General features: G+C 68.3%; 19 protein-coding genes. 15 read left to right on the forward strand and 4 right to left on the reverse strand.

Annotated features, from left to right (window positions below; translation table 11 throughout):
- Positions 1 to 12: 12 nt before the first annotated feature.
- Positions 13 to 1,299 carry an MFS transporter gene (locus ACW172_RS17690; RefSeq protein ID WP_492032736.1) on the forward strand — a complete coding sequence of 429 codons (1,287 nt, stop codon included), beginning with the start codon at positions 13 to 15 and terminating at the stop codon, positions 1,297 to 1,299.
- 3 nt (positions 1,300 to 1,302) lie between these two features.
- Here ACW172_RS17690 and ACW172_RS17695 read toward each other — a convergent pair whose 3' ends face one another.
- Genes ACW172_RS17695 through ACW172_RS17705 form a run of 3 tightly spaced genes read right to left on the reverse strand, consistent with a single transcriptional unit; the run spans position 1,303 to position 4,347 of the window.
- Positions 1,303 to 2,112 carry a TrmH family RNA methyltransferase gene (locus ACW172_RS17695; protein WP_492032737.1) on the reverse strand — a complete coding sequence of 270 codons (810 nt, stop codon included), beginning with the start codon at positions 2,110 to 2,112 and terminating at the stop codon, positions 1,303 to 1,305.
- On the reverse strand, positions 2,109 to 3,005 hold the full coding sequence (locus ACW172_RS17700) for an RsmD family RNA methyltransferase (protein WP_492032738.1): 897 nt from the start codon (positions 3,003 to 3,005) through the stop codon (positions 2,109 to 2,111). The genes ACW172_RS17695 and ACW172_RS17700 overlap by 4 nt, the downstream gene beginning before the upstream one ends.
- A gap of 10 nt (positions 3,006 to 3,015) precedes the next feature.
- Positions 3,016 to 4,347: a glycosyltransferase family 2 protein gene (locus ACW172_RS17705; RefSeq protein WP_492032739.1), complete on the reverse strand. Its 1,332-nt coding sequence runs from the start codon at positions 4,345 to 4,347 to the stop codon at positions 3,016 to 3,018.
- Between the two features lie 243 nt (positions 4,348 to 4,590).
- Here ACW172_RS17705 and ACW172_RS17710 point away from each other — a divergent pair, with 243 nt between their 5' ends.
- On the forward strand, positions 4,591 to 5,247 hold the full coding sequence (locus ACW172_RS17710) for a TetR/AcrR family transcriptional regulator (RefSeq protein ID WP_492032740.1): 657 nt from the start codon (positions 4,591 to 4,593) through the stop codon (positions 5,245 to 5,247).
- Between the two features lie 4 nt (positions 5,248 to 5,251).
- Here ACW172_RS17710 and ACW172_RS17715 read toward each other — a convergent pair whose 3' ends face one another.
- Positions 5,252 to 7,345, reverse strand: coding sequence for a lytic transglycosylase domain-containing protein (locus tag ACW172_RS17715; protein ID WP_492032741.1), 2,094 nt, complete (start codon positions 7,343 to 7,345; stop codon positions 5,252 to 5,254).
- 112 nt (positions 7,346 to 7,457) lie between these two features.
- On the opposite strand from ACW172_RS17715, the gene dapA reads away from it, so the two are divergent.
- The 13 genes from dapA to frr all read left to right on the forward strand — a co-directional run bounded on the left by dapA (position 7,458) and on the right by frr (position 21,994).
- Positions 7,458 to 8,351: a 4-hydroxy-tetrahydrodipicolinate synthase gene (gene dapA / locus ACW172_RS17720; protein WP_492032742.1), complete on the forward strand. Its 894-nt coding sequence runs from the start codon at positions 7,458 to 7,460 to the stop codon at positions 8,349 to 8,351.
- Positions 8,351 to 8,836: an SsrA-binding protein SmpB gene (gene smpB, locus ACW172_RS17725; RefSeq protein ID WP_492032743.1), complete on the forward strand. Its 486-nt coding sequence runs from the start codon at positions 8,351 to 8,353 to the stop codon at positions 8,834 to 8,836. The genes dapA and smpB overlap by 1 nt, the downstream gene beginning before the upstream one ends.
- 94 nt (positions 8,837 to 8,930) lie before the next feature.
- Positions 8,931 to 9,998: a radical SAM protein gene (locus tag ACW172_RS17730; protein WP_492032744.1), complete on the forward strand. Its 1,068-nt coding sequence runs from the start codon at positions 8,931 to 8,933 to the stop codon at positions 9,996 to 9,998.
- Between the two features lie 13 nt (positions 9,999 to 10,011).
- A complete protein-coding gene (locus tag ACW172_RS17735; protein ID WP_492032745.1) occupies positions 10,012 to 10,737 on the forward strand; it encodes an FkbM family methyltransferase in 726 nt (241 codons plus the stop codon).
- 176 nt (positions 10,738 to 10,913) lie between these two features.
- Entirely contained in the window at positions 10,914 to 14,411 is a 3,498-nt protein-coding gene (gene dnaE / locus ACW172_RS17740) for a DNA polymerase III subunit alpha (protein ID WP_492032746.1), read from the forward strand.
- Positions 14,411 to 14,962 carry a DUF3224 domain-containing protein gene (locus ACW172_RS17745; protein ID WP_492032747.1) on the forward strand — a complete coding sequence of 184 codons (552 nt, stop codon included), beginning with the start codon at positions 14,411 to 14,413 and terminating at the stop codon, positions 14,960 to 14,962. Before dnaE ends, ACW172_RS17745 begins: the two co-directional genes overlap by 1 nt.
- A 54-nt stretch (positions 14,963 to 15,016) precedes the next feature.
- Complete coding sequence (locus tag ACW172_RS17750; protein WP_492032748.1) at positions 15,017 to 15,412, forward strand: GFA family protein; 396 nt, start codon at positions 15,017 to 15,019, stop codon at positions 15,410 to 15,412.
- An 81-nt stretch (positions 15,413 to 15,493) separates the two neighbouring features.
- Entirely contained in the window at positions 15,494 to 16,108 is a 615-nt protein-coding gene (locus tag ACW172_RS17755; protein WP_492032749.1) for a DUF4142 domain-containing protein, read from the forward strand.
- An 803-nt stretch (positions 16,109 to 16,911) separates the two neighbouring features.
- Positions 16,912 to 17,757: a 30S ribosomal protein S2 gene (gene rpsB, locus ACW172_RS17760; protein ID WP_492032750.1), complete on the forward strand. Its 846-nt coding sequence runs from the start codon at positions 16,912 to 16,914 to the stop codon at positions 17,755 to 17,757.
- Positions 17,758 to 17,853: 96 nt separating this feature from the next.
- A complete protein-coding gene (tsf, locus tag ACW172_RS17765) occupies positions 17,854 to 18,792 on the forward strand; it encodes a translation elongation factor Ts (RefSeq protein ID WP_492032751.1) in 939 nt (312 codons plus the stop codon).
- A gap of 151 nt (positions 18,793 to 18,943) precedes the next feature.
- A complete protein-coding gene (locus ACW172_RS17770) occupies positions 18,944 to 20,560 on the forward strand; it encodes a M20/M25/M40 family metallo-hydrolase (RefSeq protein ID WP_492032752.1) in 1,617 nt (538 codons plus the stop codon).
- 107 nt (positions 20,561 to 20,667) lie between these two features.
- Positions 20,668 to 21,411 carry a UMP kinase gene (gene pyrH, locus ACW172_RS17775; RefSeq protein ID WP_492032753.1) on the forward strand — a complete coding sequence of 248 codons (744 nt, stop codon included), beginning with the start codon at positions 20,668 to 20,670 and terminating at the stop codon, positions 21,409 to 21,411.
- Between the two features lie 25 nt (positions 21,412 to 21,436).
- Positions 21,437 to 21,994: a ribosome recycling factor gene (gene frr, locus ACW172_RS17780; RefSeq protein WP_492032754.1), complete on the forward strand. Its 558-nt coding sequence runs from the start codon at positions 21,437 to 21,439 to the stop codon at positions 21,992 to 21,994.
- Positions 21,995 to 22,011: the final 17 nt, after the last annotated feature.

Genomic DNA, 22,011 nt, shown 5'->3' on the forward strand with positions numbered 1-22,011 from the left:
GAGGAACCGCCCGTGACCGACGCCAACCTGCTGATCGCGCCCAGCCCGGCCTCGACGCGCCGCGTGCTGTTCGCCAGCCTGATCGGCACGACCATCGAGTTCTTCGACTTCTACATCTATGCGGCCGCCGCCGTTCTGGTCTTCCCCAAGCTGTTCTTCCCGGGCGGCGATCCGACCTCGGCCCTGCTGCAATCCTTCGCCACCTTCGCCCTGGCCTTCTTCGCCCGGCCGATCGGTGCGGTGATCTTCGGTCATTTCGGCGACCGGGTGGGGCGCAAGGCGACGCTGGTGGCGGCCCTGATGACCATGGGGCTGTCGACCATCGCCATCGGCCTGCTGCCGACCTACGGGCAGGTCGGCATCCTGGCGCCCCTGCTGCTCGCCCTGTGCCGCTTCGGTCAGGGCCTGGGTCTGGGCGGGGAGTGGGGCGGCGCCGTGCTTCTGGCCACCGAGAACGCGCCTCCGGGCCGCAAGGCCTGGTTCGGCATGTTCCCCCAGCTGGGCGCGCCCATCGGCTTCATCCTCTCGACCGGCGCCTTCATCATCCTGACCTCGGTGATGAGCGACGAGACCTTCCTGCACTGGGGCTGGCGCACCCCCTTCATCGCCAGTTCGGTGCTGGTCTTCGTCGGCCTGTGGGTGCGGCTGAAGATCACCGAGACGCCCGAGTTCAGCCGCGTCATCGAGAAGCGCGAGCGGGTCAAGGCGCCGATCCTCGCCCTGCTGGCCCGCTACAAGGGCGCGCTGCTGCTGGGGACGCTGGGGGCGACCACCACCTTCCTGCTCTTCTATCTGATGACGGTCTTCGCCCTCGGCTGGGCGACGACGGCCATGGGCTTCACCCGCGCCGACATCCTGCCGATCCAGCTGATCGGGGTGCTGTTCTTCGGCGCCTTCATCCCCATCGCGGCGCTGGCGGCCGACAAATGGGGTCAGCTGACCGTGCTGATGGCCGCCTCGATCGGCATCGCGGTCTTCGGCCTCCTGATCGCGCCCCTGTTCAAGGGCGGGCTGGCCGGCCTACTGATCTTCTTCTCGCTGGGGTTCGCCCTGATGGGCGCGACCTACGGGCCGCTCAGCGCGGCCATGGCCCGGCCGTTCCGGGCGGCGGTCCGCTATACGGGCGCGTCCGTGGCCTTCAACCTGGCGGGCATCGCCGGGGCCTCGGTTGCGCCGTTCGCCGCGACCTGGCTGGCCAAGCACGTGGGCCTGCCGTCGGTCGGCTGGTACCTGACCGTCACGGCCATCGTCACCATCCTCGCCCTGTTCGGCATGACCCGGCTGAAGGTCGAGGACTAGGTTCTAGTCGGTCACCGCATAGACCATCACCCCGGTCGCGATCGCGAGGTTCAGGCTGTCGGCCCGGCCGCGCATGGGGATCTTGACGTTGACGTCGCAGGCGGCGGCCAGCGCATCGGTCAGGCCCGCCTGCTCATTGCCCATCAGGACCAGGGTCGGTTTGGCGTAGTCGGCGTCGCGATAGCCGTGGGTGGCGTCCAGGCGGGTGCCGACGACGCTGCCAGGCCAGGTCTCGCGCCAGGCCAGGAACTCGGCGGGCGTCGCCTTGGAGATGCTCACAGCAAAGACCGAGCCCATGGTCGCCCGCACCGCCTCGACAGAGAAAGGATCGACGCAGTCGCCGATCAGGATGACGCCGCCGCAGCCGGCCGCATCCGCCGTGCGGATGATGGTGCCGAGGTTGCCCGGATCACGCACCTGCTCCAGCGCCACCCAGCAGGGCGCCGTCTCGGGCTTCAGGGCCGACAGGGGCGTATAGGCCTGTTCGAACACGGCCAGCACTGTCTGCGGGTTCTCGCGCCGGCTGATCTTCTCGAGGATCGGGTGGGTGACGACGACGATCTCGCCGCCCGCCTTGCGCGTCGCCTCCTTCGCCCGGTCCAGCAGCGGGTGAGGCCGCGCCTCCATCCCGACTAGCAGCATCGTCGGCGCCCGGCCCTGATCCAGGGCCTCGCCGATGAACTTCAGCCCCTCGGCCAGAAAACGGCCCGTGGCCTCGCGTTCCTTGCGCATGTTCAGGGCGCGCACGGCCTTGACCGTGTCGTTGGTCAGGGAGGTGATCAGGCGCCCGTGGTGTTCTGGCATGTCGGTCATGCGGACCACCGCGCGAAGAAGCTCAGGCCGATGGCGCGGGCCTCGGGTCCGTCTTCGGACAGGGCCAGTTCGCCCCAGTCGATGCGGCCACCCCGGTCATGGGTCGCCTCGGCCATCAGATGGGCCAGCGACAGGCCCGAGACCCGCGCCGCATAGGCGTTGAGGAGCAGGAAGGAGGCGTCGTCGGCCAGAAGGGCGGCGCAGTCCTTCAAAAGCGCCGGCAGGTCCTCGAACAACCGCCAGACCTCGCCGGTCGGCCCGCGCCCGTATTTGGGCGGGTCGAGGATGATGCCCTGATACCTGGCCCCGCGCCGGACCTCGCGCGCGACGTATTTGCGGGCGTCCTCGACGATCCAGCGGATCGGCTTGTCGGTCATGCCGGACGCCTCGGCGTTCTCGCGGGCGTAGGCGACCGACTTCTTGGAGGCGTCGACATGGGTCACTTCCGCGCCCGCCGCAGCGGCAGCGAGGGACGCGACGCCGGTGTATCCGAACAGGTTCAGGACCTTGGGGCGCTGCAGGGTGCGGATGCGCGCGTCCATCCATTCCCAGTTGGCGGCCTGTTCGGGGAAGAAGGCGAGGTGGCGGAAGGGGGTGAAGCGGCCGGTGAAGCGGACGTCGCGCCACTTCAGCGGAAAGGCGTCGATCGGGCCGTGTTTGTCGAAGCGCCAGCGGCCGGAGTCTTCCTCCTCCTGCTGGGGGTCGAACAGGGCGTTGGCGGTCTCGAAGGCGGCCGGGTCGCGCGGCGACCAGAAGCACTGGGGCTCGGGCCGGACCACTGTATGACGCCCGTAGCGCTCAAGCTTCTTGCCGTCGCCACTGTCCAGCAGGGCGTAGTCGGACCAGCCGGTCGTCAGCAGGGTTTCGGGGGTCTTGGAAAGAACGGGCGCCATCGGCGGCTGCTTAGGCGGCCTTTCGTCCAGCGTCCAGCGCAGGGAAGGCTTCGACGGTCTCATCCTCGACCCCGCTATCAGGGGCCTCGTCGCGGAAGTGGGTGGTCTTGTCCCAGGCGAAGGGTTCGCGGATCAGCCGCCAGGCGGCGTGGGCGAAGGCGAGGCTGAGCAGGGACCAGTAGGCGGGGGCTGCGATCATGTCGGCGGCTGAATAGGGGACGCAGGCCCGCATGGCTCCGATCTTGCCCTGCAGACAGGCCGCGGCGGCGCCGAGGACAAGGACGCACAGGGCGAAGACGGGGGTTTCGGGCGACAGGCCGCCGGCGCCGGCCACCAGCACCGCCGTCGCCACCCAGGCCAGGCTGGCCGCATGGATGGCCGCCGAGGCGAGGCCCGCGCCGAGCGTCAGAACCAGAGCCGCCGCGCCGCGCAGGCCCAGCCCCCTGGGCGAGCGGGTATGCACGCCCCAGGTCTGAAGATAGCCCTTCAGCCAGCGGGTCCGCTGCGGCAGCCAGAAGGTCAGGTCGCCCGGCGGTGTCTCGTATGTCGGTCGCGACAGCACGCCGAGCCGCAGGCCCCGTCGCCACAGCCGGAAGCCCAGATCGGCGTCCTCGGTGACGTTCCAGGCGTCCCAGCCGCCGACCGCTCTCAGGGCATCGGCGCGGAAGTGGTTGCTGGTGCCGCCGAGCGGGAAGGGCAGGCCGAGGCGCGCCAGGGCGGGCAGGGCGACCTCGAACAGTCCGGCGTATTCGACCGCGAACTGACGATCCAGAAACGGCGCCGCATGGCCGCCGCCCTTGCGCCGGATCCGCAAGGGGGCCTGAAGGCAGGCGAGACGGCCCCCGGAATTGGCCGCGGCGTCGGCGTCGAACCGGCAGGCGGCCTCGCGCAGCTGGAAGGGATCCGGGTCGTCCTCGGCGTCATAGACGGTGATCCGCTCGCCGCGCGCCAGGGCCAGGCCGTGGTTGAGGGCGCGGGGTTTGGTCCGGGGCGCGCCGGGCGGCACGATGACGATCCGCATCCAGTGGGGGCGCGGGGCAAGCGCCGCCGCCGTGATCGTCGCCTCGTCGTCGGCCTCCAGCAACAGGAAGGCCTCCAGCCGGTCGCGCGGATAGTCGATCCGGGCCAGCCGCTCGATCAGTTGGCCGACCACCTCCGCCTCATCGTGGAGGGCGGCCAGGATCGTATAGCGGGGCCAGCCGCCCTTCGGTCGCATCATCCCCGACGGCGGCGCGGGAACGGCGTTGCGGCTGATCAGGATCGTCGCGATCCGCCAGACCGCCAGGACCACGAACCCGATCTGGACGCCCAGGATCAGCCAGCCCGTCGCGGCGTCCCTCAATGCGGCCAGGGCCCCGAGACCCGCAACCAGAACAAGAGCCAGCGAGAGAGCCTGAAAGACGCTGACGCCCCTCCAGACCGCGCTCTCGCACGGGGAGTGGCCGCCTACGGTCCGTTCTGGTCCGCCCCCCGCCATCTCGAATGGTTAACTTGGGGTTGCGTTCGAATCAACCCACACTGGGAGGTGATTGCCGCCTGCCTGCGAATGGGGCTATGCAATCCGCCCGTTCGTGGAGTTTCGTCCTTGTCCGACGCGCCGACCGCCAGCCTGACCCCGACCGAAACCGCCGGCCGCTCGGCCCGAAAGCCCAAGGGCGAGGGCCATGTCCGGCGCGCCGAGATCCTGGCCGCCGCCGAGCGCATCTTCGTCGAGCACGGCTATGAGGGCGCGACGATCCGCAAGATTGCCGACGAGGTCGGCCTGTCCTCGACCGCCCTGTACATGCACTTCTCCGAGAAGGGCGAGATCCTGCACGAGATCTGCCGCGGGGCCTTCGAGCAGCTGATCTGCGAGAACCGGTCGATCACGGCGGTGGACGAGCCGGCCGAGGTCAAGCTGCGCCACATGCTGGAGGCCTACGTCCGCTTCGGCTTCACCAACCCCAACGCCTATCGGCTGGTCTATCTGACCCGGCCGGTCGAGGCGCGGCACGGGGCGCAGACGGCGGCCCAGCAGATGGGCGCCGAGCTGTTCCGCACCTTCGAGGACCTGCTGGCCCAGCTGCTGGCCGCCGACAGGCTGCGCGTCGCCAACGCCAAGCTGGCGGGCCAGGTCTTCTGGGCCGGCGCGCACGGCATCGTGTCGCTGGTGATCACCAAGCCCTATTTCAGCTGGGTCGAGCGCGACCTGCTGACGAAGACCATGATCGACGCCCTGATCACGGGCCTGATCAAGGCCTGACCTCTTACGGTTGGCCCGAAGGCTGATACGGCTGGGCCGTATAGGGCTGCGGCGCCGGGACCACCCCGCGCGAGATGTCCGACGACAGGGTCAGCGGCGCCGAACCGCCGTTCAGCCGCGCCTTGTAGACCGACATATTCTCCATGACCCGCATCATATAGTTGCGTGTCTCGGTGAAGGGGGCGCACTCGATGTAGTCGATGGCGGCGTCGGGGCCGGTGCGCGGATCGCCGCAACGGGCCACCCACTGCGGCGGCCGGGCGGGCCCGGCGTTATAGCCGACCGTCGTCATCAGCATGGAGCCGCCGTAGTTGTTCATCAGCTCGGCCAGGTGATAGCTGCCCAGGCTCATGTTGTAGTCGGGGTCCCACAGCCGGTCGGCCGAATAGCCCATGCCCAGACGCCGCGCGACGCCCGAGGCGGTGGCGGGCAGGAACTGCATCATGCCGCGCGCGTCGGCGCCGGAGCGGGCGCGCGGGTCGAAGCTGGATTCCTGACGGGTGATGGCCAGGGTGAACTCCAGCGGGGCGGCGCCCGGGACCTGGGGCGGGATGCGGATCGGATACATGCGCTCGGGCATCAGGACGCCGCGCTGGCTGGCCGCGCGGCCGACCATCATGGCCCCGAAGCCGTCGCCATAGGCGCGCGACAGGTCCATCAGCTGGGCCAGATCGGCCGGCCCCGGCACGGTGTCGTCGAGGTGGTAGGCGAAGACCCGGAACAGGCTCATCTCGCCGGTCTCGCCGAGGATACGCATCGCCCGGACCAGCTCATTGCCTTCGAAGGCCGCGATCTCCGAGGCGCTGGGGGCGGGGTCGCCGGGCAGGGTCAGGGTGCGGTAGCCGGCCTTCTCGGCGGCCAGCTGGCCGTAGAAGGTCTGGATGTGTTTGGCGCCCGCCTGGTACCACTGCTGGGCGCCGTTGCGGTCGCCTTGCGCTTCGGCGGCGCGGCCCAGCCAGTAGAGGGCCCGCCCTTGCGTGATCGGGGTCGTGGAGACGGTGCGCAGGGTCTCGAAATGCCGCGCCGCGCGGGCCGGGTCGTTCAGCTTGGTCAGGGCCACCCAGCCGGCGAAGAACTCGGCGTCCACCTTGCGGTCGCCGCCGGCGAAGCCGTGGCCGTTCATCGCGTCATAGGCGGCCTGCCAGTTCCGGTCCTGCAGGGCGTCGAGGTAGTAGTTGCGGCGCTCGCTCCACAGGGTGTTCTGGCCCTCGGAATGCAGGGGGGCGGAGGGCAGGTAGCGCAGCAGGGCATAGCCTTCGCGCTCGCGGTTGGCGCCGCGCAGGATGCGGACCCGCTCCAGCACCACGTTCGGATCCAGCGCCTGGCTCTGGCTCAGGCCGGCGACGATGGCGTCGGGGCTGTAGGCCGTGCGCAGGGCGATCACGGCGTTGGCGATGGTCGCGCGCTCGGGCGAAACCAGGTTGATCATGGATCGCGTCGCCGGACCGTGCGGGCCCGACAGCAGCATGCTCAGCCGCGCCTCGTGGTCGGCCTGGGTCAGCCACGAGCCCCACTGGCCCATGATCCGCGACTGGTTGGAATCGTCGAACGACTGGGTCCGCCACCAGTCGGTGATCAGGCGGCGGGCGTCATCGGTGCGGCCCGTCTGCTGCAAGGCCCAGGTCAGGGCGATGGCGCCCTGGACGGTCGTCGGGCGGCTCTCGCCGAAGAAGGCCAGGACGCCGTCGGGCTGCAGGCCGGCGCGGTCCAGCGCGATCTCTCCGGCGGCGCGGCGCCCGTCGGCGCGCGGCCAGCCCAGCAGGGCGCGCTGGTCGCGCGACAGCTCGTCATAGGGCAGCTGGGCCGCCGAGGTGTCGACCAGGGCCCATTCGACGATCTTCCTCGCCGTCTGGTCGTTGATGCGGGCGATGGCGTCCTGGGTGGCGATGACGTTGCGGGCGCGGGCCGCGGTCAGGCCTTCGCGGAAGGCGGCGCCGTCCGAGGCGCTCAGCACCCGCGGCTGGTTGGTCGGGTTCTGCGTCCCCACGACCTCGCTGTAGGGCTGCGGCCCCGTGTTCAGTTCGGACGTCGATTGCGGCAGGGCGGAAGGGAGCGGCGCGAGCACCGCGAGGGCCGCCGCCAGGCTGGTCATCAGCATCGTTCGAACAAACCCCATTCAACCCGGTTGCAGCGGCCAAGCCGGCAACCTACCCTCTACCGCTTGATCCGGGCGCGCGTCGCCCCTTTCCCACGCAGGTAGAGTAGTTCCTATGACCGCCCCCTTGTTCAAGGGCGTGATCACCGCCCTGATCACACCACTTCGTGACGGAAACGTGGACGAGGCCGCTTTGGAAGCCCTGGTCGAGCGCCAGATCGCCGCAGGCGTGCACGGCGTCGTCGCCGTGGGCACGACAGGCGAGGGCGGCGGCCTGACCATCGAGGAACACAAGCGCGTGACCGCCCTGTGCGTTCGCGTTTCGGCGGGCCGGATCAAGGTCATCGCGGGCGCCGGATCGCCCGCCACCTACGAATCAATCGACCTGGCCGCCCACGGCAAGGCCTGCGGTTGCGACGGCGCCCTCGTCGTTACGCCGTACTATAACCGCCCTTCCCAGGCCGGTCTGATCGCCCACTTCGAGGGCGTCGCCGAGGCGGTTCAGCTGCCCCAGATCCTCTACAACGTCCCGGCCCGCACCGGCGTCGACCTGTCGAACGAGAGCGTGGCGCGCCTCGCCGCCCATCCGAACATCGTGGCCATCAAGGACGCGACCGGCGACATGAGCCGCGCCAGCTGGATGCACGCCAACATCAGCGCCAAGGGCACGCAGTTCGACCTGATCTCGGGCGATGACCCGAGCTTCATCGGCTATTCGGCCCACGGCGGCGTCGGCCTGATCTCGGTCACGGCCAATGTCGCGCCCGAGGGCATGGTCGCCCTCTATGACGCCATCACGGCCGGCGACTTCGCTGCGGCCCGTGTCTGGCAGGACCGGCTGATCGGCCTGCACAAGGCCCTGTTCCTCGACGCCTCGCCGGCACCGGCCAAGTACGCCCTGGCCAGGCTGGGCCTCTGCTCGGAAGAGATGCGCCTGCCGCTGACGCCCACCAACGACGCGGTCAAGCCGGCCATCGACGCGGCCCTGGTCGCCGCCGGCGTCCTCTGATGGCTCCACCCAAAGAGAAGGCGCCCATCTCGACGGCCAAGACGATCGCCGAGAACCGGCGGGCGAAGTTCGACTACTTCCTGGAGGAGAACGTCGAGGCCGGGATCATGCTGCTCGGGACCGAGATCAAGTCCCTGCGCATGGGCCGGGCCAACATCGCCGAGAGCTATGCGGCGGTGGAGGGGCGCGAGATCGTCCTGATCAACGCCGACATCCCGCCCTACGTCCAGGCCAACCGCTTCAACCATGAGCCGCGCCGGCCGCGGAAGCTGCTGCTCCACCGCAAGCAGATCGACAAGCTGATCGGGGCTGTCCAGAAGGACGGCCAGACCATCATCCCGATCCGCCTGTATCTGAACGACGACGGCAAGGCCAAGCTCGAGATCGCCCTCGCCAAGGGCAAGAAGCTGCACGACAAGCGCGAGACCTCGGCCGAACGCGACTGGCAGCGCGACAAGGCCCGGCTGCTGCGCGACAAGGGGTGAAGCCCACCGCCTCTATCGACGTCGGCCAGCAGCGACCTTAGAACGGGTCCGGGCCCCGGATGTCCGGCCGAACCGATTCCACAGGGAGAGCGCCGTGCCTGAACCGATCTACCCGAAGATGGTCAGCATGACGGTCACGTCGCGGTGCAACCTGCGCTGTGTGATGTGCTACCACGCGATCACGAAGGTGAAGAAGGAAGACTTCGAGGACGCCTATCTCGACAAGCTCAAACCCAACTTCGAGCACGCCTCCACGATCGACCTCACTGGCCTCGGCGAGCCGCTGTTCAGCAAGCAGTTCTGGAAGATCATCGATCTGTTCAAGGTCGACGATGAGTCTCCCGACGAGGACTTCAAGGTCGTCTTCAACTGCAACGGCACCCTGTTCGATGACGAGAACGTCGACGGGTTGCTGAAGTCCGGCATCCGCAAGATCCGGGTCTCTATCGACAGCGCCGACGCCCGGACCTTTGAGGCGATCCGGGACGTGCCCCTCAAGACCGTCGTTGCCGGGGCGCGAAGGTTGATCCATGAGCGGAACGCCCGGCGGCGGAAGTATCCGCTCGTCGGGGTCCAGATGACGCTGATGAAGTCGACCGTGGGCGGCCTGATCGACATGGTCGATCTGTGCAAGGACATCGGCGCGGACTTCGTCGAGGTCTGGTCCCTGAATGAACTGCCGGAATCGGAAGCCGCGGACTGGAACGTGCGGCTGTTCAACTACAACGACCAGCTGCTCAGCAATCTGGACCGCGCGGTGCTCGATGAGCGCATGGAGGCGTTCCATGCCTATGCGCACGAGCGCAGGCTGCCGGCCATGTCGATGGTCCTGGGCCAGTCCCGCTGGGGCGAGGGGTTTCCGGGCGACGACTGGGGGCAGAGCTCCGGGGTGGAGTGGACGGAGTCCTCGATCCGCTGCGAACTTCCCTGGCAGGTCCAGCGCGTCCACTACGGCGGTGAAATCTACGCCTGTTGCTGGGGCACCAGCCCGATCGGCCATCTGGCGGATCAGAGTTCCCAGGACGTCTGGAACGGTGAGACCATGACCACCATGCGCAGCGACCTTCTGCAGGGCCGGATCCCGAAGCAATGCTCCGGCGCAGGCTGCCCCTATGTGTTGGGCAAGACCTCCGAGGCTGCGGCCCGATCGGCCGACGTCTAGTGGAAGGGTACGGATGTACGACACCTTTGTCGCCAGGATCGCAGGCTACACCCCGCACCGGTTTCACCTCCTGAACGAACACCTCACGCGAGCCATCGCCCGCAAGCGGGTGAAGCCCGGCGACGTGGTGCTGGACCTCGGGGCCAACAACGGATTCCACACCGCGGTCTTGGCGCTCGATGTGGGCGAGGGCGGCATGGTCCATGCTTTCGAGCCCAACCCCGACCTGTGGATTCATCATCTCGGACAGCCGAACGTCAGGCTCTGGCCCGTCGCGGTCGGAGACCGCGTCACCGTGGAACGGCTGATCACGCCCGTGGAGGGCAGCAATGAGACGGCTTCGCTCGTCGACCCCCGGGACCATCTCGGGGATATCCCGGTGGCGTTCGTCAGTGTTCCCCAGGTGACGATCGACAGCCTTGTGGAGCTGTTCGACAAGCGGGTTTCGTTCGTCAAGATCGACGTCGAGCGCCGGGAGCTTGAAGCGATGCGAGGTATGGAGCGGCTGATCCGCGCGTACCGGCCGGCCATCGTGTTCGAGAACCAGACGCCTGATATCCGGCGTTTTCTCGGCTCTGTCGGGTATCGGGTGTCGAACATCTTCCCGCCGGCCGCCGACTATCCGATCATCTGCAACTGCCTGGCCCTGCACCAGGACGACGCGGAGCTGGAGGCCCTGGTCTCGCCTCCCGTCGAGGATTTGAACGCACTGGCCGACTGGATCGAGGCCAATTTCTGAGCCTGGGCGCGGGTCGGAATGCGCGCCTCTTGACGAGAACACAAGCGGAACATAGAACATACCCGGAACACACAGTCTGGGGATAAGCCTATGTCGCGGTTGGTCAGGGATATGCTCTCGCTTGCATCGTGCGGCGGGTTTGTCTGGATGGTCTGGCAGGCGGCCCTGCTGGCGTCATGAGTCGCTTCCGGCCTGCCGAAGAGGATCAGGCCATCACCGAAGCTGTCTCCACCACGGGTTTCGTCCATCTGAGGGTCCGTTCGGCCTATTCGCTGCTGGAAGGCGCGATCAAGGCGGGCAAGATCCCCAAGCTGGCGGCCGATGCGGGGATGCCGGCGGTGGCGGTGGCGGACCGCGCCAACCTGTTCGGCGCGCTGGAGTTCTCGGAAGCGGCCAAGGGCGCCGGGGTGCAGCCCCTGATCGCCTGCGCCCTGCCGGTCACCGGCATCGGCGGCCGGGCGGGCGAGCGCTGGGCGAAGGTCCCGACCGTGGCTCTGATCTGTCAGGACACGACGGGCTGGGGCAATCTGGCGGCCCTGTCTTCATCCGCCTACCTCGATGCCGGCGACAACGAGCCGGGCGTGCCGTGGGAGAAGATCGTCGCCCATTCCGAAGGGCTGATCCTGCTGTCGGGCGGTCCCGACGGCCCCGTCGATCCCCTCTACGTCCAGAACAAGACCGCCGAGGGCGATGCGGCCCTGGCCGAGATGGCCCGGGTCTTCGGCGACCGCTTCTATGTCGAGCTGCAGCGCCACGGCCTGCCGCATGAGGGGCAGGGGGAGCAGGGGCTGGTCCAGTGGGCCTACGCCAACGACGTGCCGCTCGTTGCGACCAACGACGTCTATTACGCCAAACAGGCCCAGGCGAAGTCGCACGACGCCCTGCTGTGCATCGCCGACGGCGCCTTCACCGGTCAGGAGGACCGCCGCCGGATCACCGACCAGCACTGGTTCAAGTCGGCCGAGGCCATGCGCGAGCTGTTCGCCGACCTGCCCGAGGCCTGCGACAATACCATCGACATCGCCCGCCGCTGCGCCTTCCTGGTCAAGACCCACGCCCCGATCCTGCCGCGCTTCGACACCGGCGCCGGCCGCTCCGAGGCCGATGAACTGGCCCATCAGGCGCGCGAGGGGCTGAAGGTCCGCCTGACCGAAGTCACCGCCGCCGTGCCGGAGGAAGAGTACTGGACCCGCCTCGAATGGGAGGTCGGGATCATCCAGCAGATGGGCTTCCCGGGCTACTTCCTGATCGTTTCGGACTTCATCAAATGGGCCAAGGACCATTCGATCCCGGTCGGGCCGGGGCGGGGTTCCGGGGCCGGGTCGCTGGTCGCCTGGGCCCTGACCATCACCGACCTCGATCCCCTGCGGTTCGGCCTGCTGTTCGAGCGCTTCCTGAACCCCGAACGGGTTTCCATGCCCGACTTCGACATCGACTTCTGTCAGGAGCGTCGCGAAGAGGTCATCGACTACGTCCAGGCCCACTATGGCAAGGACCGGGTGGCCCAGATCATCACCTTCGGCACCCTGCAGGCGCGGGCCGTGCTGCGCGACGTCGGCCGGGTGCTGCAGATGCCGCTCGGCCAGGTCGACCGGCTCTGCAAGATGGTGCCGAACAACCCGGCCAACCCGGTGACCCTGGCCCAGGCCATCGATCTGGAGCCGCGCCTGAAGGAGGCGCGCGACGCGGAGCCGGCCGTACGCAACCTGCTGGAGACGGCGCTGGAGCTTGAGGGCCTTTACCGCAACGCCTCGACCCACGCCGCCGGCATCGTCATCGGCGACCGGCCCCTGGTCGAACTGGTGCCCCTGTATCAGGACCCGCGCTCCACCATTCCGGCCAGCCAGTTCAACATGAAGTGGGTCGAGCCGGCGGGTCTGGTCAAGTTCGACTTCCTGGGGCTGAAGACCCTGACGACCCTGGACCGGGCTCACGGCTATCTGTCGCGGCGCGGGGCGGCGCCGGTCTGGAACCAGCTGCCGCTGGACGACAAGGCGACCTATGAGCTGATGGCCTCGGGCCAGACCGTCGGGGTGTTCCAGCTGGAATCCCAGGGGATGCGCGACACCCTGCGCAAGATGCGCTGCGGCTCCATCGAGGAGATCACCGCCCTGATCTCCCTCTATCGGCCGGGCCCGATGGAGATGATCGACACCTACATCGACCGCAAGTTCGGCCGGGCCGAGGTCGACTATCTGCACCCCTCCCTGAAGGAGGTCCTGACCGAGACCTACGGCGTCATCATCTACCAGGAGCAGGTGATGAAGATCGCCCAGATCCTGGCGGGCTACTCCCTCGGCGAGGCCGACCTTCTTCGCCGCGCCATGGGCAAGAAGAAGAAGGAGGAGATGGACTTCCAGAAGGCGCGCTTCATCAAGGGCGCGTCCGAGAAGTCGGTGCCGGAGCAGCAGTCGGACTCGATCTTCGAGCTGGTGGCCAAGTTCGCCGGCTATGGCTTCAACAAGTCCCACGCCGCCGCCTACGCCCTGATCAGCTATCAGACGGGCTGGCTGAAGGCGAACGCACCCGTGGAGTTCTTCGCCGCCTCCATGTCGCTCGACCTGTCGAATACCGACAAGCTGGCGGTCTTCTACCAGGACGCCCGCAAGTTCGAGATCCCGGTCCTGGCGCCGGATGTGAACCGCTCCTCGGCCGACTTCGACGTGGCGTGGGAGGACGGGAAGGGCTCGGTCCTCTATGCCCTGGGCGCCATCCGCAACGTGGGTCTGGAGGCCATGAAGCATGTGGTCGAGGTGCGCGAGACGGGGGGGCGCTTCGCCGACATCTTCGACTTCCTCGAGCGGGTCGATCCGCGCGCGGTCAACAAGCGGGCGCTGGAAGGCCTGGCCAAGGCCGGCGCCTTCGACAGCATCCACCCGAACCGGCGCCAGCTGCTGGAGCAGGCCGACGTCCTGATGGCCTATTGCCAGAGCGTCGCGGCCGACCGGACCTCGTCGCAGGTCAGCCTGTTCGGCGCCGATCAGGCCGCCGCCGCCCGCCCGAGGCTCAGGAGCGTCGAGCCGTGGATCGGGCCGGAGCAGCTGGACCACGAGCTGTCGGCGGTCGGTTTCTACCTGTCGGGCCACCCGCTGGAGGACATGATCCCGGCCCTGAAGCGCAAGCGCGTCACCTTCGTCGCCGAGGCCACGGCCCTGGCCGAGAGCGGGCATGAGGCCTTCATGATGGCCGGCGTGGTGCGCCGCCGTCAGGAACGGGCCAGCGCCCGCACCGGTGAGAAGTTCGCCTTCGTCAACTTCTCGGACCCGACCGGCGAGTTCGAATGCCTGTTCCCGCCCGAGCAGCTGAGGAAGTGCCGCGAGGTGCTGGAGGTCGGGGCCTCGGTCCTGGTCCGGATCCGGGCCAAGTCCTCGGACGGGGAGGTGCGCTTCTTCGGCGACGACGCCTCGCGGCTGGACACCCTGATCGACGAGTCGACCGCAGGGATGCGGGTCCACGTCTCGGCCCGGGGCACGGACGCCGAGGCCATTCGGGCGCGGCTGGAGCGGTCGCAGCAGGCCTCCAAGGGCGCCAGGGGCGGGGAGATCACCCTGGTCGCCTCGCTGGACGGCCGCCGCGAGGTCGAGCTCAGGCTTCCGGGCCGCTACCGCATGGACGCCGCCCTGCGCGGGGCGCTGAAGACGGCGCCGGGCGTGCTGATGCTGGAGGACGCGTGATGCCCGGCCTGATCGCCGCCGCCGTACTGATGCTGGCTCCGGGCGCCGGAGACGCCGCGTCCGCGACCGCGACTCCCGGGGCGAGGGTGTCTGTGAGCGCCACGCCCGCGCCAGAAGCCGCCAGGACAGGAACCACCATGACCGCCGCCACAGAAGCCCGCCACGCGCGGGGGACCTTCGACGTGACCATCACCCCGGTCCAGCCGGGGGCAGACGCCGCGCCCGATGCGCCGGGCCGGATGACGCTGTCCAAGACCTTCCACGGCGACCTGACCGGGACGGGCGTGGGCGAGATGCTGGCCACCATGGCCGGCGGGAACTCCGGGGCCTATGTGGCCATGGAACGGGTCACGGGCACGCTGGACGGCCGCGAGGGGACCTTCGCCCTGGTGCACCGGGGCCTGATGGATCAGGGCGCGCAGGACCTCATGATCACTGTCGTCCCGGGCTCGGGCACGGGGGAACTGACGGGCCTCACGGGCGTCTTCCACCTGACCATCGAGGGCGGCGAACACCGCTACGACCTCGAGTACAGCCTGCCGGAAGGCTGATCCGCTGCCCGAACCGCCGGCCTCACCGCCGGGCCTGAACCGCTGGAGACCGGAATGACCGACGCTGCCGCCACCCCCGTCGAGACCCCCGTTCAGGCCCGCGTCCATGCCGGCTCCTGCCACTGCGGGGCCGTCCGCTTCGAGGTCGAGACCGACCTGTCGCAGGTGATGGAGTGCAACTGCAGCCACTGCTTCCGCAAGGGGCTGTGGCTGACGTTCGTCGAGCCCGCGGCCTTCCGGTTGACCTCCGGCGAGTCGGCCCTGACCGAGTACCTGTTCAACCGGCACAACATCCATCACTGGTTCTGTCCGACCTGCGGCGTGGAGCCCTGGGGGCAGGGGACGGGACCGGACGGCAAGGCGATGATCGCGGTCAATGTCCGGACCCTGACCGACGTGGAGCCCTTCAGCGTCGAGCCCGGCACGCGGGTGGACGGCCGGAGCTTCTGAGCGCTTCCGTCCGGTCCCGCACACAGGAACGAAGCCCGGGCAGGGCGGTTCTCCCCCGCAACCAAAGGGAGACAACGACCCATGACCCGAACCCGCCTTATCGTCCCGGCCGTCGCCGGTATCGCCGCCGCCGCCCTCGTCGCGGCCTGCAGCCAGCAGCAGACGGACAAGACCGCCGCCGACGCCGGCGCGGCCGTCAACGCCGCCCAGGACGCCACCTCGACCGCCGTCGGCCAGACCTCGGCCGCGACCATGGGCGCCAACACCGTCAGCGGCTTCGTCGGCGGCCTGGCCGTCTCGGACATGTATGAGCTGGAGGCGGCGAAGATCGCGGCCAGCCGTTCGACCAGCGCCGACGTCAAGGCGCTGGCGGCCATGATCACGACCGACCACACGGCCTCGACGGCCAAGCTGAAGGCCCTGGCCCCGACGGCGGCGCCGACCGTGGCCCTGCCCACGGCGCTGGATGAACGCCACAAGGGGCTGATCGACAACCTGAACGCGGCCTCGCCGGCCGACTTCGACAAGGTCTGGCTAACCCAGCAGGCGGCCGCCCATGACGAGGCCCTGACCCTGCTGAACGGCTTCGCCGACAACACCGAAGCCCCGACGCTGGCGGCTCTGGCCCGGGAGATCACCCCCAAGGTCACGGCCCACCGTGACCGGGCCAAGGCCCTCCTGGACGCGATGCACTGACCCTCGGGCATCGTTGACAGGTCTCTGGGGAGAGAGCGGAAGGGCGGTCCTTGAGGGGCCGCCCTTCTTGCGTTGAGGGGCGGGGCGGACCTTGGTAACCGGGCGGCGATGAGTGGTCCGTCACGCGGTTGACAGGCGGGCCATGGCTGTCAGCAGCGGCGGAGTGCACCCGGAAAAAAGTGGGTGCAAAAAGTGCAATTTTGAAGGTCGGAGCGCAGGTTCGGCCTGCAAGGCTCTGAATTCAAAAGATGCATAACCGGTGATGCTTTTGCACTTTGAGTGCAAGGGCGTGCACGGTGTTCAGGGATGTCAAAGACCGGAGGCGGAAGTTCGGGCGCAGCCTAACACGGTGGAGACGGGCGCCTAACCGATTGCGGCGCAAGCGCCGCAGGCCTTTGATTCATCTGATTTGTTGCGCAAGCTGGATGCTAGATTGCTCACGAAATCCAACTGGTCCGGCCGCTCTTCGTCTTCCATTCGTCACTGGCGTCGCGCTTCAGCCAAATGACCCAGCCCGCGCCGCAAAGGGCGCCGCGATGGCGGGGGCGGCCTGAGCCTGCGCGGGCGCGGGCATAAGGGCGGCGAGGAGGAAGGCGAGCGAGGGCAGAAGCATGTCGATGGGGCTCCGATCAGGAAGCGACCCCAGGCGGCTTGCCTTTTCCCTCCAATCCCCCTACATCCGCGCCCACTTCACACGCAGGCGTGGCGTGGGTCGGGGAGACATCCCGGCCCGGGCCGTTCCGAGGGGTCAGTTGGCCCTTTACCCGTCTGCGGCGGAATAATCGGAAAAAGGACTTCCAAAGATGGCTCTGCCTGACTTCTCCATGCGCACCCTGCTCGAAGCCGGTGCTCACTTCGGCCACCAGACGCACCGCTGGAACCCGAAGATGGATCGCTACATCTTCGGCGCGCGCTCGAACATCCACATCATCGACCTGTCGCAGACCATGCCTCTGCTGCACCAGGCCCTGGTCGCCGTTCGCGACGTCGCCGCCAAGGGCGGTCGCGTCCTGTTCGTCGGCACCAAGCGCCAGGCCTCGGACCCGGTCGCCGAAGCCGCCAAGCGCTGCGCCCAATACTATGTGAACCACCGCTGGCTCGGCGGCACCCTGACCAACTGGCGCACCGTGTCGGGCTCGATCGCCCGCCTGCGCGAGCTGGAAGGCATCATGGAGCGCGGCGGCGAAGGCCGGGTCAAGAAGGAACTGGTGACCCTGGGTCGCGAGAAGGACAAGCTTGAACTGTCCCTCGGCGGCATCAAGGACATGGGCTCCATCCCGGACATCATGTTCGTGATCGACACCAACAAGGAAGCGATCGCGATCCTGGAAGCCCGCAAGCTGAACATCCCGGTCATCGCCATCCTGGACACCAACTCGGATCCGGACGGCATCACCTATCCGGTGCCCGGCAACGATGACGCCGCCCGCGCCATCCAGACCTACTGCGACCTGATCGCCGACGCCGTCCTCGACGGCCTGGCCGCCGGCGCCGGCGCCTCGGGCGTCGACCTCGGCGCTTCGGAAAACCCGGTCGAGCCGATGTTGGCCGAAGCCTCGGCTCCGGTTGAAGCCGACGCCGTCCCGGCCGGCACGGAAGACGTCGCCGCCGAGCTGGAAGCCACCCAGACCGAAGAAGCCGCGGGCTAAGCCGCAACCCGGCTTCTACCGACGGTCAAACTGACACGCGGCCGGGCTAACCATGCCCGGCCGTTACCGCATACGAATACCCCAAGGAGCTATACAATGGCTGAGATCACCGCCGCCCTCGTGATGGAACTGCGCGCCAAGTCCGGCGTGGGCATGATGGACTGCAAAAAGGCCCTGCAAGAGACCGACGGCGACATCAACGCCGCGATCGACTGGCTGCGCGCCAAGGGCCTGTCCAAGGCCGCCAAGAAGGCCGACCGCGTCGCCGCTGAAGGCCTGGTCGCCGTCGCCACCCGCGAAGAGGGCAAGGGCGAAATCGGCGCCGCCATCGAGTTCAACTCGGAAACCGACTTCGTCGCCCGCAACGAGCTGTTCCAGAACGCCGCCAACGCCTTCGCCGTCCACGGCCTGGAGCACGGTTCGGTCGAGGACCTGCACGGCGCGGTTCTGGAAAACGGCAAGACCGTCCAGGACGAAGTGACCCAGATGATCGCCACCATCGGCGAGAACATGCAGCTGCGCCGCGCCGCGCGTCTGGCCGTGGGTGAAGGCGTCGTCGCCTCCTACGTCCACAACGCCGTCTCGCCGGGCCTGGGCCGCATCGGCGTTCTGGTCGCCCTGGAAGGCGAGGGCGACAAGACCGCCCTGCGCGAACTGGGCCGCAAGATCGCCATGCACGTCGCCGCGACCGCCCCGCTGTCGCTGAACACCGACGACCTGGACCCCGCCGCCATCGAGAAGGAACGCGCCGTTCTGACCGAAAAGGCCAAGGAAGAAGGCAAGCCGGAAAACATGATCGCCAAGATCGTGGAAGGCCAGATCAACAAGTTCCAGAAGGACGTGGTGCTGACCAAGCAGCCGTTCGTCATGGACCCCGACGTGACCGTCGAGCAGCTGGTCGCCAACACGGCCAAGGACCTCGGCTCGTCCAACCTGCACCTGGCCGGCTTCGTGCGCCTGGCCCTGGGTGAAGGCGTCGAGAAGGTCGAAGGCCCGGACTTCGCTTCGGAAGTCGCCTCGATGATGCAGGGCTAAGCCCCAGCGTCAGTTGAAGAGTAGCGAAGGGGCCGGCGAGCGATCGCCGGCCCCTTTTGCATGCCCAAAGGTCAACCCGTTTGCGAACCGCCACGGTTCCGGGCACAGAAGGGCCTCATTTGAGTCTGGATTGAAGTTGGGGCCGTTCTTCATGTCACGTCTGCTTGCCGCCGTTTCCGCCGCCACCCTGTTGATCGCCACGCCGTCGCTGGCCCAGGAGGTCGATCTGAACGCCGTCAACGGCATCGTCGATCAGGGTCTGAACCACTCGCAGGTGATGCAGACGGCCCAGCATCTGACGGACGTCATCGGCGGCCGCCTGACCAACTCTCCGGCCATGCGTCAGGCCGAGGGCTGGACGCAGCAGCAGTTCCGCGACTGGGGTCTGTCGAACGTCCATGCCGAGGGCTTCGAGTTCGGCCGCGGCTGGTCGATCGTGCGGTCGAGCGCGCGGATGATCGAGCCCCGTCCGCTGGACCTGCACGCCATCCCGATCGCCTGGACACCCGGCACCGGCGGGACCATCAGCGGCCCGGTCGTGGTCGCCCCGATCACCTCGGCCGGCCAGTTCGACGCCTGGAAGGGCAAGCTGCAGGGCAAGATCGTCATGATCAGCGCCCCGGGCACGGGTTCGGAGCCGGACACGGCGCCCTTCCTGCGCTGGACCGACGCCCAGCTGGCCGACCGGATGTCCTATTCCCAGCCCAACAACGACCCGGCGGCGGCCGAGCGGGGCCTGCGCAGCCCGCAGGCCGACTTCGCCGGCAAGCTGGACGCCTTCCTGAAGGCCGAGGGCGCCATCGCCCTGGTGCGGATGTCGGCGCGTGACGGCGACCTGCTGCACGGGACCGGCTCGGGCTACCGCGTCGGCCAGACCCCGACGGTGCCCGGCATGGAGCTGGCGGCCGAAGACTATCGCCGGCTGGCCCGTCTGGCCCTGAGCGGCACGGCGCCGACCCTGGAGCTGATGAGCGAGGTCCAGTACGATGACAGCGACGTCAACGCCTACAACATCATTGCCGACATCCCGGGTTCGGCCCGGGGCGGCGAATACGTCATGGCCGGCGCCCACCTGGACAGCTGGGTCGCGGGCGACGGCGCCTCGGACAACGCCGCCGGCAGCGCGGTGATCATGGAGGCGGCGCGCATCCTGAAGGCGATGAACGTCAAGCCCAAGCGCACCATCCGCTTCGCCCTGTGGAGCGGGGAAGAGCAGGGACTGTGGGGTTCTCTGGCCTATGTCGACCAGCATCTGGCGACGCGGGCGCCGACGGGCGACGCGGCTCTGGACGCCCTGCCGAACGGCCGGACCTGGCGCGCCCGCTGGCCGATCCAGCCGCGCCCGACCTATTCTGACCTGGTCGCCTATTTCAACATCGACAACGGCTCGGGCAAGATCCGCGGCATCAACGCCGAGGGCAATATCGCCGCCGCCCCGATCCTGGCCGAGTGGCTGAAGCCGTTCGAGAGCATGGGCGTGACGACCGTGGGCCTGCGTCCGTCGGGCGGCACCGACCACGTCTATATGCAGACCGTCGGCGTTCCGGGCTTCCAGTTCATCCAGGATCCGCTGGACTACAACAGCCGCATCCACCACACCTCGGTCGACACCTACGACCATCTGAAGGCGGATGATCTGCGTCAGGCGGCCGTGGTGCTGGCCAGCGTGCTGCTGAGCGCCGCCAACAGCGATGAGCCCCTGCCGCGCATGCCGCTGCCGACCCTGCCGACGCCGAGCGATCCGTTCGCCACGCCGTCCCGAGACTGAAACGATCCTGAAAAGATCGTCGCTGTAAGGCTTTGAAGCGAGGGGCGCCCTTCGTCTATAAGGCGCTGTCCCGAATCCGCGCCGCCCCCTCGCGAAAGAGCTTTCCCATGTCCGACGTCGACCACGCCCCGAAATACAAGCGGGTGCTGCTGAAGGTGTCGGGCGAGGTGCTGATGGGCGATCAGCCCTACGGCATCGACATGAAGACGGTCGCCGAGGTGGCGCGGGCCGTCGGCTCGGTGGCCAGCGAGGGCATCGAGATCTGCCTGGTGATTGGCGGCGGCAACATCTTCCGCGGCCTGTCGAAGGCGGCCGGGGACATGGACCGCGCCACCGCCGACCAGATGGGCATGCTGGCCACGGTCATGAATGCGCTCGCCATGCAGGCGGCGCTGGAGAAGATCGGCGTCCAGACCCGGGTGCAGAGCGCCCTGACCATGCCGGCGATCGCCGAGCCCTACATCCGGCGGCGCGCCCTGCGTCATCTGGAAAAGGGCCGGGTGGTGATCTTCGCCGCCGGCGTCGGCGCGCCCTTCTTCACGACCGACTCGGGCGCGGCCCTGCGCGCGGCCGAAATGGGCTGCGACGCCCTCCTGAAGGGCACCAGCGTGGACGGCGTCTATACGGCCGACCCCAAGAAGGACCCCAAGGCCACCCGCTACGACACCCTGACCTATCAGCAGGTGCTGGCCCAGGACCTGCGCGTCATGGACGCCTCGGCCGTCGCCCTGATGCGCGACAGCGGCATTCCGATCGTCGTCTTCTCGATCCGGGAGGAGGGGGCCTTCCACCGCGTGCTGCGCGGCGAGGGCGCGTTCACGGTGATCAGCGACAACGCCGCAAGCGTCTGACTATAAGAGACTCAAGGAGAACAAGATGGCGAAGCCGGATCTGAGCACCTACCGCGACCGCATGGACAAGTCGGTCAGCACGCTGAAAGAGGAATATTCGGGCCTGCGCACCGGCCGGGCCCACGCGGGCCTGCTGGACCCGGTCCAGGTCCAGGCCTACGGCTCCAACTCGCCGCTGAACGCCGTCGCCGCGATCAGCGTGCCCGAGCCGCGCATGCTGTCGGTCAGCGTCTGGGACAAGTCGATGGTCGGCGCCGTCGAGAAGGCCATCCGCGCCGCCGGCCTGGGCCTGAACCCCGTCACCGACGGCCAGACCCTGCGCATTCCCGTGCCGCCGCTGACCGAAGAGCGCCGCAAGGACCTGGTCAAGCTGGCCGCCAAATACGCCGAGCAGCAGAAGATCGCCGTGCGCAACGTGCGCCGCGACGCCAACGACGACCTGAAGAAGGCCGAGAAGGCGGGCGAGATCAGCCAGGACGAACAGAAGAAGATGGAGACCGAGGTCCAGAAGGACACCGACGCCGCCATCAAACGCATCGACGAGACCTTGAAGACCAAGGAAGTTGAGATCATGCAGGTCTGAGGTCCGCCTCAGGCTCG

It is taken from the genome of Brevundimonas sp. ALps5 (genome assembly GCF_058681645.1).